Raw genomic sequence first — 14,505 nt, 5'->3', positions numbered from 1 at the left:
CGTTCTTAGTTATTTGCGATTGACATCTCTGGCAGATGCCTGAGCCGAAGGCATGATCAAAATATCGTTGATTGAAACATGTTCAGGACGAGTTGCTATAAAAAGTAAACTGTCGGCAATATCCTCTGCTTTCAAGGGGCTAAAGCCTTCGTAAACTTGTTCCGCTTTGTTTTCATCCCCTTTAAAACGCACAAGAGAAAACTCTGTTTCAACCATACCCGGAGCAATTGAACTGACTCGAATATTGTGAGGTAACAGATCAATTCTCATTCCTTTGGTGATCGCTTCAACAGCATGTTTTGTGCCACAATAAACATTACCTCCCGGGTAAGCTTCCTTGCCTGCAATAGAAGAAATATTGACAATTAAACCTTTTTTTCGGGCAGTCATCAACGGGCTTACACATCGTGTTACGTAAAGAAGACCTTTTACATTGGTATCAATCATACGATCCCAATCATCAATTATACCTTGCTCAATAGGAGAAACACCAACGGCCAATCCGGCATTGTTTACCAATACATCGATGTTTTTCCATTTTTCAGGTAATGCATTTATCGTTCGTTCAACGTCTTCGTAGTTTCTGACGTCAAGACATAGACTTAATACATCTTTATTGAATTTTTCCTCAATTAATTTTGCCAGACTCTCTAAATTTTTCTGACGTCTGCCAGCTATTATTAAGTCAAATCCGTTTTCGGCTAATTTTAGAGCACAGGCTTCACCTATACCCGCTGAAGCACCCGTTATTAAGGCTATTTTGTTCATATTGTGAGTTTTGTTGTTTTTTTGAATATCTCTTTTGTTCTGCAAAAGTTAAGTATAGAAGCAGAGTTTTCGAGCCCTAAATTTAGAAACAAAGTCTTTAATTGATGTTAGGGTTCATTATTTTTTTATAAATTTAGTTAATCATCAAGCTTTCTAAACTTAGGTGTCTTGTTTTAAGGCATTTTGTTATGAGCATGTTTTGATCTTTTAAAGTAGATATTCAGGAAATTACAACATAGATGTTAAATAATGGTAATCAGATGAAACGAGCCATGATTAATTAGGTGTTAATTTGGCGACTTCCATGTGCTGTTAATCTGAAAATTATAAACACATGAAAAACAAAGCGAATACACTAAAGATTACAGAGAATTTAGAAAGCTATAAGGATGTTTTACTTGCAATATCCGAAAAGATGGGACGAGACCTGAATGAATTGGAGCAACAAATTTATGCTGCTATGTGGGCTGAGACGATCTCTTACAAAAGTTCTTATCAGTGGATTAAATCTTTACCGACTAAAGATGATCGGGTTGTCGTTGGTGCTTGCGTCGCAAATTCTGGTGCTATTGATATTGGGAATGGCATGTGCTGCGTTTTTAAAATGGGTAGTCATAATCATCCTTCTGGAATTGATCCTTATGAAGGGGCAGCTACTTGTGTTGGAGATGTTATTCGTGATGTTGTTTCTCTTGGTGCGAAACCCATTGTTTCTTTGAATTCTTTTCGTTTTGGGAATTTAAATTTAGATCGAACTCAATGGTTAATGGGAGAAGTTAAAAAAGGAGTTTACGATTATTCTTCTTTACAATACGTTAAAAATATCAACAGTGATGTTTGTTTTAATGCCTCGTATGATTGTAATCCTTTGGTTAACGTTATGGTTGCCGGCCTGGTTCCTAAAGAAAACCTTATTCTAGGTAAAGATATTCGTGTTGGGAATGCTGTTTTTTTAGTTGGTCAATTGACCAGTGATGATGGTCTTTCTACTGATAATGAGAGTGGGGATGTGGCCAAAAGTAGCCCCGATTTATCAAGTGCTCTTCTTAGATCGATTTTAGAATTGACCAAGCAAAAGGCTTTGTTGCATGTGGAAAATATGGATATGGCTGGTATAGTTACCGCCTCTTCAGCGATTGCTGCTAAAATTGATTATGGTATTGATATTGAATTGAATCAAATTCCGTTATTGAAGGATGATTTGACCATTGAGCAAATCTTGTTGTCAAGAACTCAAGAGAGAATGATGCTTGTTGTTGACCAGAAGAAAATTGAAGATGTTATGAATGTTTTCAATAGATCTGAAGTTATTTGTACCCAAATAGGAACTATTGTTGAGAATAAGACGCTGACTTTCTTTGATGAAAATGATGTTGTTGCTGAATTCTTTCCTGAAGATTTGGTCATGGGGTATTCTGCCCCTCAAAAAAATCGAGTATATGTTCCTTCTGTTGAAGTGAATCATAGAGATTTTTTAGAAAGAATTCCCGAACCGGATGATTACTGGAAATTGATCAGGCATCTGTTAAAAGACAAGAATATAGGTGTTAAATTAAATATTCAGTTACATGACCAAATAGAAGAAGATCATTCGCCGTCGGATGCTATTGTTCTGTATAATAAGGGGATTAATCCATTGTGTTTTACGATTTCGGGTAACTCAAACTATTGCAATTCCAATGCTTTTGTAGGAACACAGATTAATATGGCTATGGCTGTTAGACGGATTACCTGTTCGGGAGGAAAGGCAGTTGCCATTAATGATTGTTTGAATTTTGGAAGTTTGTTGGATGAAAAAGTTTACGCTCAATTAGTCGAATCCGTTAAAGGTTTGGCTGAAGCTTGTGAATTTTATGAAACACCTGTCTTAGGGGGGAATGTTAGTTTTTATAATGAGAGTACTGTGCAAGGGCATCGAATTCCAATTCAGCCTACTCCGGTTGTTGCAATGCTGGGAGTATTGGAAATGCCTCAGGATCACACGTCTTATATCTTTAGGCAGAAGGGAGATATGATATTCTTAATAGGACAGTCTCGTAACGATATTGCCGGCTCACAATATTTGCAATGTATAAATAAAGGCGAACCACTAGGGATTCCTCATTTCTCTCTTTACGAGGAGAAAAAAGTGAATGAATGTGTACAAAAGTTGATTAAGCAAAAGTTGATTGTCTCTGCCCATAGTGTTGACGAAGGCGGTTTATTCTTTAATTTGGTTTCATCAGCTATGCCTTTAGGTTTTGGTTTTGATATTACTTCGCCTGCTGAAGTCAGAAAGGATGCTTTTCTGTTTGGAGAATCACAGTCTCGTGTTGTGGTTTCGGTTTCTATGGAAAATGAAGACGATTTTATCGATGCGATGATGGAATTTGGCGTATCATTCTCGACTTTGGGGCATGTTACCAAAGGAGAATTGCGAATTGATGATATTCCTTTTGGTTATATTGATGATTATAAAATTGATTTCAAGTTAAGTTCTCCTTTTGATTGAATCGGATTCGTGTAAATAAAAGTCGGTTTTGTAATCGGCTTATCTTGACAATTAATATATTTGCGTCTGGTTTCTCAATTTTAGTTTGTTGAGAGAATCTCAACTATCAGATTTATTAATCATCAGAAAATATATTTTAGTGGTCAATCCATATAAAGATTTAGATAAAGGGAAGAAGGCTCAGGTTGCCTTAATGTTTAACAATATTGCAAGGAAGTATGATTTTTTGAATCATTTTCTTTCCCTGGGAATCGATAAATTGTGGCGTAAAAAAGCCATTAAATTACTTCGATCGCATCAACCCAAACGCATGCTGGATATTGCAACCGGTACGGGTGATTTTGCTATTGCAGCTTTAAAGTTAAATCCGGATTCTGTTGTAGGTATTGATATTTCTACGGAGATGTTGGCTGTTGGGCGTGAGAAAATTATTAAAAAAGGCCTGCAAGATAAAATATCACTTTTCGAAGGTGATTCTGAAAATATACAATTTGGCGATAATTCATTTGATGCGATTACAGTCGCTTTTGGTGTTCGAAATTTCGAGAATCTTGAAAAAGGGATTAGTGAAATGTACCGTGTCCTTGATAAAGGAGGGAAGCTGGTCGTGTTAGAATTCTCAAAACCTCGCAAGTTCCCTGTTAAGCAAATCTATAATTTTTATTTCTTTAAAATTCTGCCTTTCTGGGGACGAATTGTCTCAAAAGATGTATCTGCCTATACTTATTTGCCTGAATCAGTTGAAAGCTTTCCTGACGGAGAGAAATTTTTACAGATTTGCAAATCATGTGGGTTTGATACGGTTAAAGAGCAAAGATTAAGTTTCGGGATTGCTTCGATTTATATTGGAACCAAATAGAACAATAATATTAAGATAATTGGGTTATTTATTGAAACAACATATTTTAGTTTGAAGAAAGTACTTGTTATATTATTGCTCCTATTATCGTCTGGTTATATCTATTCACAAGGAAATTATCGTCCTGGTCGAATTTTAAATAATCAAAGAGTCGATCAGAAGCGTTTACATTTTGGCTTTACTTTGGGCCTGAATGCCATGGATTATGCCATTAGGAATTCAGCCAAAGATAATGTCAGAGCTGAGCAAGTGACTTTTTCTCCAGGTTTCTCTGTGGGAATTATTTCTGACCTGAAACTACACGAGAATTTTTCTTTACGTTTTCAACCCGGATTGGAATTTGGACAACGTACAATTTTATATTCAGATGATGATGATTTGGAAACGCCAGCTAATGAGAATATTTTGGAAAGCGTTGTTATAAATCTGCCATTATTATTGAAGTATAGAGCAAAGCGTCTGGATAACTACCGGCCTTATTTGGTTGGTGGCTTTAGTTACAAAATGGATGTTCAGGCTCCCGGTCATCTAGACCCTGAAAAGAATGTTATGGTTAGTTTAAAACCAAATTTCTTTTGTTTGGAATTGGGAGCGGGGATTGACTTTTATCTGCCATATTTTAAATTTGCGACTGAATTAAAATTCTCTCTTGGTTTGCAGGATATTCTCAATCATAAACTTGATTCAGAAAATCCTGATGCAGACTTTTACACTTATTCTATTAACAGGATGAGTTCGAAGGTGGTGACACTTTCATTTCATTTTGAATAAATCTTACCTTTTTTACATATCATTATGCTTACCGAAATTAATTTGGTTTTAAGTCCACGTGATGCTTCTGATGAACGTTATTACAAACCTCTAGTAGCTAAATATCTAAAGGTTAACAGCGACAGGATAACCGGCATTCAAATATTGCGTCGTTCAATAGATGCTCGTCAGCGAAATATTAAAATGAATATGCGTTTTCGTGTCGCATATGACGAAACCTTTCCTGATATAAAACTATCTGACTTTACCTATCAGAATGTGTCAGATAAGAAGAAAGTGATTGTTGTGGGAGCAGGACCTGCTGGTTTATTTGCAGCTCTTAGGTTGATCGAATTAGGTTATTGTCCGATTGTGTTAGAGCGCGGGAAAAGCGTTGAAGACCGAAAAAAGGACTTGGCTGCAATTCATAAGAACAGGCTTATTAATCCCGACTCAAACTATAGTTTTGGAGAAGGGGGAGCAGGAACATTCTCTGATGGTAAGCTCTACACCCGTTCAAAAAAGCGTGGAAATTTGAAGAAAATTCTTGAGGTGTTGCATTTCCATGGTGCTCAGGAAGATATTTTGATTGATGCACATCCCCATATCGGGACGGATGTGTTACCGAAGGTGATTGTTAGAATTAGAGAAACGATTATCAATTCTGGTGGTGAAGTACGATTTTCAACAAAAGTCAATCATTTGCTTGTTAAGAATGATAAGATTTCAGGTGTTCGGATTGAGTCTGGTGAAGAAATAAATGCTGAGGCTGTGATATTGGCAACCGGGCATTCGGCCAGAGATATCTATTATTTACTCGATTCTCAAAAGATTGAGGTAGAAGCAAAATCTTTTGCAATGGGAGTTCGTATCGAGCATTCTCAGAAATTGATTGATCAGATTCAATACCATAATCCGGAAGGACGAGGAGAATATTTACCAGCGGCGAGTTACAGTTTTGTACAGCAGGTTGATGGACGAGGGGTGTATTCTTTTTGCATGTGTCCCGGAGGTGTAATTGTACCCGCAGCAACAGGAGATCAACAACAGGTTGTGAATGGGATGTCTTCTTCGAGACGAAATACGGCTTTTGCTAATTCTGGTATGGCGGTTGAGATATTGGAGGAAGATTTAGATGATTTTAAAGAGTACGGCGCTTTAGCAGGGCTTAAATTTCAAGAAGATTTAGAGAAATTGGCTTTTGAAAAAGGCGGATCGGACCTGACTGCTCCAGCACAAAGGATGCTTGATTTTGTAAAAGGCGTATCCAGTTCAGATCTACCCATTTCATCTTACCAACCGGGATTGAAAAGCTCAGCAATGCATGAATGGTTGCCCAAGCATATAGGATCTCGTCTACAGAAAGGTTTTAAGAAGTTTGGTGAGAAATCAAAAGGCTTTTTAACCAACGATGCCGTGATTCTTGGAGTAGAGTCCAGAACGTCGTCTCCGGTAAGAATTCCTCGTGATAATAAAACCTTACAGCATGTTCGTGTTTCGGGTTTATTCCCATGTGGTGAAGGAGCAGGTTATGCAGGTGGAATTGTGTCTGCAGCAATGGATGGTGAACGATGTGCTGAAGCCTTTTATAATATGAAGCTTGAATAAATTTTCAAGTTTTAGTTTTGTTCATAAAAAAAGCTTCCAAATTAATTTGGAAGCTTTTTTTTTAGCACGGGCGGAGAGACTCGAACTCCCGACACCTGGTTTTGGAGACCAGTGCTCTACCAACTGAGCTACGCCCGTTTGTAATTGAGGCTCTAACCTCATTGTTCGCTGACAAAAGTAGAACAATTTTTGGTACCTGCAAGTGCTTTTCAGAAAGAAAGATTAAGTTTTTTACGTTCTGTAAGTATTGATTTTCCTAGTGTTTTAAGAATGAGCTTTTTAGTTTGAAGAAGAGGTTTGATATTTTTTTGAAAAAAAAGAATGTGGCATTTTTCAATTTAAAGTGTTAAATTATGATTTAAGGATTTAAACAGATTTGTTATTAAAAATTGCGAATATGAAAGAGTCTAAAAAAGAGTATAGTAATGGTGAAATTACAGTGGTTTATCGTACTGATTTATGCATTCACTCTGAAGTATGTTCAAAAGGTTTACCTGGAGTGTTTCAGCCAGGATCTCAGCCTTGGGTGAAAATGAATGCGGCAACCAATGAGGAAATTATGCAACAAGTGCAAAAGTGTCCAACCAAAGCATTGTCTTTTTATGTGAATATGCCAAAAGAAGAAAACAAAGATGAAGTTATGGCTCTTGAATCCGGATTAAAAGTTCAGGTTTTGAGTAAAGGCCCTTTGTTAGTTGAAGGCACCATAACATTAGTTGATGTGAATGGGAAAAGAGGTGTGAAAATGGGAGACACATACTTTTGTCGATGTGGGGGATCATCCAACAAACCTTTTTGTGATGGCACTCATGACAAAATTGGTTTTGAAGATTAAAAAGAAAGCCCTGATACAAAATGTATCAGGGCTTTCTTATTTAAAGTAGAGATATTATTTCTCTTTATTTTTTAAGATCTGAATTCTTAATGCATCAGCAACAAGCTCTGCTGCCGCCTCAAAAGAATTAGATTGTTTTCTTGCGAAAAGTTCATTTCCAGGTACATTTACCTTTACTTCGACAACTTTATTGGCTTTAGGATCTGAATTTTCGATATTTAAAATGACGTTATAGTCACAAATGTTATTATCAAATTTATTTAGTTTGCTCAACTTCTGATTGATGAAAGCTTCAAGTTTCTTATCTGCTTTAAAACCTACGGATTGCATCTTCATATTCATCACAGTTCCTCCTATATTTTATTGCTCGAAAGAGCATGAGTTAATATTTCGTTAAATAATAACCGATCGGTGATAAATGTGTACACTTGGCTTGTAATAGCCATTTTGATTAATCTTTCTACTTTGAAAGTAGGTAAAAAAAGTCAATAAAGAAAGCGAAACTGGGGATTAATTATGATGAAAAAACAAGCGTTAAACTTAAGCGACTAATTTCCAGCTGTGAAAGGCTGACTTTTCGGGCAAAAGATTTTAAGCTCCTTTGTTTTTTTTGTTCTTATTACCGTTTCTGGATACAGAATTCAAGACATGATAGAGTTGATCGTCCAGGAAATAATTTTCGAAGTCGGCAATCATACCCTTAAAAAGGGGAAGAGTTTGGCCTTCCATGATAAGTAGCATGTCACCCAAATTGTGGTTTGCTATTTTTATGGGTACATAAACAGCACTTTTCCCGGATTTAAGTTTAAATTTTGTAATTGTATCCGATCTGAATTTTTTTATGTCTTCTCCTGAGTTCCGAATATAACTTTTGCAATTATTGAAATGAAAATTTCCCCCAATGACATTTGCTCCTGGGTAATTAAAGAAATCAATAATAAAATTGGCAACCTCTTTCTGGAAATCATCGCAACTTGTGTATTCTTCAAGGGCGACCTTATCTTTTATTTTATCAAATTTTCGGGAAAGTTTGTATGGGATGGAAAGTATGGTGTAGAAATAGATGCCTGATATTACGGCTATAAGTGTTCCAACAATTGAAGCTGGAATCTGCCATATATTTGCTCCCATTAGTAATTCTATACCGTACCACGAACACATCGACCACATTAGAATCCAAAAACTCAGAAGGAGTTGTAAAGAGAATTTGTAGATAATCTCGAAAGAGCTGAACATGATATTAAGAATTATGGTGGCTAATGTGTTTTAAAGTTAAATTGATAATCAAAAAATACAAAATGTTTTACCAGTTAGATGTGAAATAGTTGGCAATTTCTTGTAACCATTCGCCCAGACCTCCAGGTTGTCTTAAATATTTAATAAATGAGCCGGCAGTTTCTGCAAGGTAAGATTTGCTACCTGTATAATACTCGGCTGCTCCAATCGCATATAGAATAAATACAGTGTAGAGAATTCCTAATATAAAAACATGACGTTTTTTCAATGTTTGACTGAAGTAAAAAATTCCTATTGTTATCAAAGTGACGATTAGGAGGACTACCCGAATATCGACTAAAGTTGCACCTGCTTCTGTGAATTCAATTCTTTGTCCTGTGATTAATAGGAACAAGGCAAGTGGTAAGCCTAGGCTAATGGATATATCAAAAATATTTGAGCCTAAAATATTTGACAGAGAATCATCGTAGTTGCCTTTTTTGGCATCTCTGATGGAGATAATTGTATCGGGGACACTGCTGGCTGCAGCAATTAAAATTAGTGCAACAAATAGGGGGTTGATGCCAAGTGCATCAGAAATGCCTTTGCAACCTTCGACCAAACCTGCACATGCTGCTGCAATAACAAGTGTTGACATGATAAGTAGCAACCAGCTTCTGCCTTTTCTGCCCGTTTTTGCCTTTAAAACATATTTTAGATACTTGCCTTCTTCTTGAGATGATTCGCTTTGTTGTTCTGCCTTTTGCCCTTTTTTCATTGACAGGATTGTGTAGCCAATATATATGAGGTAGAATATGGTAAATGCCCATCCATGCCAATGTGTAATGTATTGACTGGAAAGCAAGATAATGAGTAGAATCTCGGCTGCAATTAAAAACAAGCCATCTCTCAGTATTACTTTTTTACTTATTTTCAACCCAACAACACCAGGTACGGTTGCCAATACTGATCCAATAACCAGCATGGGGATTGCTATACTATTAAAAATAGCAGACCCCGTATTACCACCTATACTGGCAGCTAAATCTCGAGCTAAATTGGCATGCGATGCAAATGCAAGGAAAAATACAGTTGTTAAAAGTTCTGGAATAGAGGATCCAATTGCATTTAATGACGCTCCTTTTACACCTTCACTCATGTTTCGTCCCAAATAATCAGTTGCTGTTTCGAACACATCGCACGATTTGGCAATGATAACGGAGCAGAGGATCATGATAGATAAACCACCATACCATGTATGGAATACAAAATTGTATAAATCCATGTCTTTTTACAGTTGATTGTAGGTTGAATTGTATTTACGATTCGAAAATAAAGGTATTTTTTGAATTAAAAACAGGAATGTCCATATTTAAATTTTGGGTGTAATCGACTTGTTTTTTCTACTTAGAGTTTTAGAATCCTCTACCTTATTACCAGGTTTTTGGACGTCTTTTTTGTTTCTAAATCCTTTACATCTTAAGTAGTCTATGAGTGAACCGGGTTCATCGGAGATGATGATATTAGCTCCCATATTCAAAGCCCAGTCCCATTTTTTGTTTGAATCGATGTGTTTTTTTGTCTCACCTCTGTAGTTGATATTCTCGTTTGGAGTTGTGCTTACCCATATTCGACATGATTTGTTTTTCATTTTATTAATAAGCGGCAATATTGAAGAATCCTTTGGACTTAATCGGATATCGAATGCGGTCGGTTCATGTTTTTCAATGAATTTCTCAACCTGATATTCCAGATTTCGTTTATGCTTATCAATTTTTGGGATGTAAATGAGTTTATTTTGGGAGCACTTGTGATGCAGTCGAGTTCTCCAAAAATCTGTTTTCGTCTTTATAATGACCTGGTTGAGCGTTTGGGTTTTTATCAGAAGTTCTGTTATTTTTTCGAGATGCTTTGTGCACTTATCCAGGTTGAGTAGAACTTTACCTTTGGTAAGAACCAAAGCTTCTTCAAGACTTGGTATTTTTTCTAAAGTCGCTTTCCCTGTTCGGTCAGTAACGAATAGAGTTTTTAATGAATCTAGTGTCCATTTTGAGACTTTACCGGTTCCGGTTGTTGTTCTGTCAAGAGTTTTATCATGAATTATAACAAATTGATGGTCTTTGGTCATTCTAACATCAATTTCTATAATATCCACTCCAACAGCCATCGCATTTTTAATGGCTTGTATGGTGTTCTCAGGAGCCTGACTCCAGTTTGCTCTATGTGCGGCCACCATGACATATCCATCATCATTGGAGTGTAATATTTTAAGAAGAGAATCAACTCTGTTTTCATGATTCTCTTTTGTCTTTGGGTCTCTGTGGTTTTCACTTTTTGTCGGAAATGCATGAATAAACACAATTAGTAATGCGAGAAGATACCGTTTCATATATCTTGAAATTTAAGGATGAGATGCTCGATGAGTTTTTTTATCGATAGACTATTACTCTTAAATTTAAGATTTATATGTCAATTTTAACAATGTATTATGATTTGTTTGACTGATATCCTTTATTAACCTTCGCAGGGTAAATAATAATCTTTTAAAGGATTGATAAGTAGAATTGGGTTAGGGTATGTGTTTGTAAAGTGTTTTATTTTTTTCGAATTGAATCTTAGAAAGAAGACTCCCTGCACTTTTCCTGTCATCAAAATGACAAGGTCTGATGCTTTAGTTGCTGGATTTGAAAATGCTTCTTCATCGATTTGTTTGCTAGCAACTTCCGACTTTGTTATTTTATAATCGAAATTAAACTGGGTAAACATTTTTTTTGTGAATAGGAGTGTATTTCTAATGGTTTTCATGTAGGTGCTATCTTTTTCCTTAGCCGGAATAAGATGAATGATCGCTTTATTAAATCGTCCGAAATAGCTAGCCCAAATCATCTTTTCTTTTGATTCTTTTTTGTGATCAATTGGAATTTGAATGTTTGAATAATCAGCTTTGTTTGATGTTTTATCTCCGATAAGGATGGTGGGAATCTTTGCTGTCAGAACCCAATTAAAGATGTTGTTTTTGAGGAAAAATTTGAAATCATTTTTTTGATCAACTTGTACAAGCATGAAAATGATATTAAGTTTTTCTATGCATTTGTTTGGTTCAAGATCTGATTGGTCGATTTTGAGAAATCGGGCTTCGGGAGTATCCGAGATGTAATCTTCTATTTCAGTTTGCTGTATTTTATTTTTCGAAAAAGGAGAAGGTGTTACCAGAATTTTGGCTTTGAAAATTTTTGTGAGTGCCACAGCATGGTGTAAGCTGCTTTTATTCGGATTCAGATTTTGAATGATTATTAATATATGTTGGTTTTTCTTGTACATGAATTAGAGAAAAAAAGAGTTAAATTAATTCGAGTTCAAATGGCTTTGAGAGGCCAAATTATTAACTTAATGAAATAAAACAAGTGTGTTGAGTGAATCTTTGACTTCATAATTGATCCTTAAATGTATTTTATGGATTATTTTGATAAAATAATTCAAATTACTGAAAGGGCAATTCAATTTTGTAAAGTCTTACAATTTTGATTCAGTTTTAGTTCAGTTTATGTCAATTTGAATTGATGTCTAAGAAAATAAATAATTCAGTAAAAATGAGGTCTTCCTTGTGTTTTTTAGCACGTATTATCGTTCTGAAAAAAATGAATTTTACTAATGTCTAATTTACAGGAGTTTTCCAAATTCGTTCTCAATAAAAGCTGCTGTGAAGCATAGTTATTTAGACTAAATATGTATTTTCTGTTTTTCGTTCTATTCCCCCCCTTAGCGTTAAGATATCTTACTCTATTTCTTATCTTAGCATCATTGTTCGTAGCTTTAATTAAACATAAATTATCAGTTTGGAATGGTGAAAGTATCTCAGATATTAGATGAATTGAATGCCAAGCTTGTTTGTGGTAATACAGATTTAAATCAGGATATAAATTTTGGTTTTGCTTCGGACCTGATGAGTGATGTTTTGACGATTGATTCAGATAATCTCTTGCTTGTTACAGGTTTGAATAATTTGCAGACAATTAGAACATCTGAGATGTCTGATATTCCGTACATATTATTTGTTCGTGATAAAAAAGCTTCAGAAGAAATGAAGCGTTTAGCTGAAGAAAGTGGGATAACTCTTATTGAATGTGGTTATTCTATGTTTCGAGCGTGTTCGTTATTGTGTAAGATGGGTTTAGAGCCGGTTTATTAATTCTGACTTATGGATTTTAAATTTGATATAGAAGGAGGCAATTTTTCGAAGGCAGGTACAGCTTCAAGTGATGTAAAGAAAGTTCTGAAAAAATTGAATGTTGACCCAAAGCTGATCAAGCGAATTGTTGTTTCGATTTATGAAGCTGAGGTGAACGTTGTTGCTCATGCTTACGAGGGAGAAATGAATGTTTCTATTTTTCCTGAAAAAATTGTGGTGCGAATTGTCGATAAGGGACCTGGTATCCCTGATATCGATTTGGCTATGCAAAAAGGCTATTCTACCGCCTCTCCAGCAGTTCGTGAAATGGGATTTGGAGCAGGTATGGGCCTTCCTAATATAAAGAAAAATACCAATGAGCTCAATATAAAATCCGAGGTTGGTGTTGGAACCGAAGTTGAACTAATTAACTATTTAAATTAGTACACATGGAAAAGCTTCCTTTTTATCACGCACTTAAAGTTGTCGAAAACGTTTGTATTGGCTGTACACATTGTATGAATGTATGTCCTACAAAGGCAATTCGTGTGAAATCAGGAACTGCTGATATAAATAAGCATGCTTGTGTTGATTGTGGCGAGTGTTTAAAGGCCTGTCCGGTTAACGCAATAATCGTTGAGCAAGACGATTTTAATCAGATATTCAGCTACAAGCAACGAGTGGCTATCTTACCTACAGTTTTATTAGGTCAATTTCCCGATGATATTACCGAAGAACAGATTTATGATGTTATCCGCGAAATGGGTTTTACCCATGTGTTTGAAGTGGATGAAGCGGTTGATTTATTAATAGAGGGCACCAAGGAGTATATGCGCAAGCATTCTCAAATGCGCCCATTTATCTCTAGTTTTTGTCCTGCTGTTGTGCGTCTAATACAAGTCCGTTTCCCATCCCTGGTTGAAAATATTGTCAGGCTAAAACCTGTTGTTGATATCTCATCACAATTTTATCGTAAAAAATTAATAGATGAAGGTTATAAGAGTGAGGAGATTGGAATTTTTTATGTAACACCTTGCGCTGCTAAAATTGCCTCTGTGAAATCACCTGTAGGTGAGGATGAGATGTTGATAGATGGTGTGATTAATATGGATTTTATCTATAATAAAGTCATGCTTAGTATTAAACATGCCAGTCAGGAAAAACAGACTGTGTCCAATTACCGTCATTTATCTAAAACCAGTATAGACTGGACCCTAACCAATGGGGAGGCTTCTCAGTATTCAGGACGTTGTTTGGCTATAGATGAGATTCATAATGTGATCGCCTTTCTGGACAAGTTAGAGAATGACGAGATTACAGATGTTGATTTTCTTGAGCTTAGAGCCTGTGATAGAAGTTGTGCTGGTGGTGTTTTGAGTACCGAAAACAGATTCTTAGCCGTAGAGCGTTTAAGTAAACGTGCTCAGAAAGAGATAAAAAAACAGGCTGAAACGGAAGAGATGTATTCGACTTATCGCCCCTACTTACTGAATAATATGGCTATATCGGAAATTGAGCCCAGATCAATTTTAAGTTTGGATGCGGATATGATGATCGCCATGGATAAAATGAAAAAGATCCAACGAATCATGCGTGTTTTGCCAGAGATTGACTGTGGCGCATGTGGAGCTCCTAAGTGTAAAGTGCTTGCAGAGGATATTGTTCAGGGACGTGCTAAGATGACCCAATGTGTTTTCTTGCAAAAGATGTTAACGAAAGAAGAACTGATTAGTCCTCAGGAATCATTCGACATATCAGAGGAAACGTGGGGGAAAGGTCGTTTCGAAAAAAAGAAATTTAACAGCTAATAA

The 14,505-nt window shown here is 36.0% G+C and carries 14 protein-coding genes and 1 tRNA gene; 8 read left to right on the top strand and 7 right to left on the bottom strand.

The features are described from left to right. Positions 1-9: 9 nt before the first annotated feature. Positions 10-768 (bottom strand): SDR family oxidoreductase, encoded by a 759-nt coding sequence (locus EV201_RS06780; protein ID WP_130306851.1) that lies wholly within the window; start codon positions 766-768, stop codon positions 10-12. Between the two features lie 334 nt (positions 769-1,102). On the opposite strand from EV201_RS06780, the gene EV201_RS06775 reads away from it, so the two are divergent. The 4 genes from EV201_RS06775 to EV201_RS06760 all read left to right on the top strand — a co-directional run bounded on the left by EV201_RS06775 (position 1,103) and on the right by EV201_RS06760 (position 6,476). Continuing rightward, the gene (locus tag EV201_RS06775) at positions 1,103-3,259 is read left to right on the top strand and encodes an AIR synthase related protein (protein WP_130306849.1); all 2,157 of its coding nucleotides are present in this window, start codon (positions 1,103-1,105) and stop codon (positions 3,257-3,259) included. Between the two features lie 88 nt (positions 3,260-3,347). After that, positions 3,348-4,118, top strand: a complete 771-nt coding sequence (ubiE, locus tag EV201_RS06770) for a bifunctional demethylmenaquinone methyltransferase/2-methoxy-6-polyprenyl-1,4-benzoquinol methylase UbiE (RefSeq protein WP_242610464.1) — start codon at positions 3,348-3,350, stop codon at positions 4,116-4,118. 51 nt (positions 4,119-4,169) lie between these two features. Next, the gene (porT, locus tag EV201_RS06765) at positions 4,170-4,889 is read left to right on the top strand and encodes a type IX secretion/gliding motility protein PorT/SprT (RefSeq protein WP_165389606.1); all 720 of its coding nucleotides are present in this window, start codon (positions 4,170-4,172) and stop codon (positions 4,887-4,889) included. Between the two features lie 24 nt (positions 4,890-4,913). Further along, on the top strand, positions 4,914-6,476 hold the full coding sequence (locus EV201_RS06760; RefSeq protein WP_130306845.1) for an NAD(P)/FAD-dependent oxidoreductase: 1,563 nt from the start codon (positions 4,914-4,916) through the stop codon (positions 6,474-6,476). Positions 6,477-6,541: 65 nt separating this feature from the next. On the opposite strand, the gene EV201_RS06755 is transcribed toward EV201_RS06760, so the two are convergent. After that, positions 6,542-6,614, bottom strand: a tRNA-Trp gene (locus tag EV201_RS06755). Positions 6,615-6,873: 259 nt separating this feature from the next. On the opposite strand from EV201_RS06755, the gene EV201_RS06750 reads away from it, so the two are divergent. Next, complete coding sequence (locus EV201_RS06750) at positions 6,874-7,311, top strand: (4Fe-4S)-binding protein (RefSeq protein ID WP_130306843.1); 438 nt, start codon at positions 6,874-6,876, stop codon at positions 7,309-7,311. A gap of 54 nt (positions 7,312-7,365) precedes the next feature. On the opposite strand, the gene hpf is transcribed toward EV201_RS06750, so the two are convergent. The 5 genes from hpf to EV201_RS06725 all read right to left on the bottom strand — a co-directional run bounded on the left by hpf (position 7,366) and on the right by EV201_RS06725 (position 11,847). After that, complete coding sequence (gene hpf, locus EV201_RS06745) at positions 7,366-7,653, bottom strand: ribosome hibernation-promoting factor, HPF/YfiA family (protein ID WP_130307673.1); 288 nt, start codon at positions 7,651-7,653, stop codon at positions 7,366-7,368. 249 nt (positions 7,654-7,902) lie between these two features. After that, positions 7,903-8,547 (bottom strand): hypothetical protein, encoded by a 645-nt coding sequence (locus tag EV201_RS06740; RefSeq protein WP_130306841.1) that lies wholly within the window; start codon positions 8,545-8,547, stop codon positions 7,903-7,905. A 67-nt stretch (positions 8,548-8,614) separates the two neighbouring features. Then, positions 8,615-9,811 carry a sodium:calcium antiporter gene (locus EV201_RS06735; RefSeq protein WP_130306839.1) on the bottom strand — a complete coding sequence of 399 codons (1,197 nt, stop codon included), beginning with the start codon at positions 9,809-9,811 and terminating at the stop codon, positions 8,615-8,617. An 87-nt stretch (positions 9,812-9,898) separates the two neighbouring features. Beyond that, entirely contained in the window at positions 9,899-10,915 is a 1,017-nt protein-coding gene (locus EV201_RS06730) for a glycerophosphodiester phosphodiesterase family protein (protein WP_130306837.1), read from the bottom strand. A gap of 125 nt (positions 10,916-11,040) precedes the next feature. Beyond that, a complete protein-coding gene (locus EV201_RS06725) occupies positions 11,041-11,847 on the bottom strand; it encodes a hypothetical protein (protein ID WP_130306835.1) in 807 nt (268 codons plus the stop codon). Between the two features lie 520 nt (positions 11,848-12,367). Between EV201_RS06725 and EV201_RS06720 the strand changes: the two genes are divergently transcribed. From EV201_RS06720 to EV201_RS06710, 3 genes are read left to right on the top strand one after another with little or no spacing between them, the layout of a single operon-like run. Continuing rightward, positions 12,368-12,715 (top strand): hypothetical protein, encoded by a 348-nt coding sequence (locus tag EV201_RS06720; protein WP_242610463.1) that lies wholly within the window; start codon positions 12,368-12,370, stop codon positions 12,713-12,715. 9 nt (positions 12,716-12,724) lie between these two features. Beyond that, positions 12,725-13,138 (top strand): ATP-binding protein, encoded by a 414-nt coding sequence (locus EV201_RS06715; RefSeq protein ID WP_130306833.1) that lies wholly within the window; start codon positions 12,725-12,727, stop codon positions 13,136-13,138. Between the two features lie 5 nt (positions 13,139-13,143). Further along, on the top strand, positions 13,144-14,502 hold the full coding sequence (locus tag EV201_RS06710) for a [Fe-Fe] hydrogenase large subunit C-terminal domain-containing protein (protein ID WP_130306831.1): 1,359 nt from the start codon (positions 13,144-13,146) through the stop codon (positions 14,500-14,502). The last annotated feature ends 3 nt before the right edge of the window (positions 14,503-14,505 follow it).

The organism is Ancylomarina subtilis (assembly GCF_004217115.1).
In the GTDB taxonomy this organism is placed as follows: domain Bacteria; phylum Bacteroidota; class Bacteroidia; order Bacteroidales; family Marinifilaceae; genus Ancylomarina; species Ancylomarina subtilis.
Note: the sequence above shows the minus strand (reverse complement) of the source record. Positions and strands in the feature narration are given on the sequence as shown.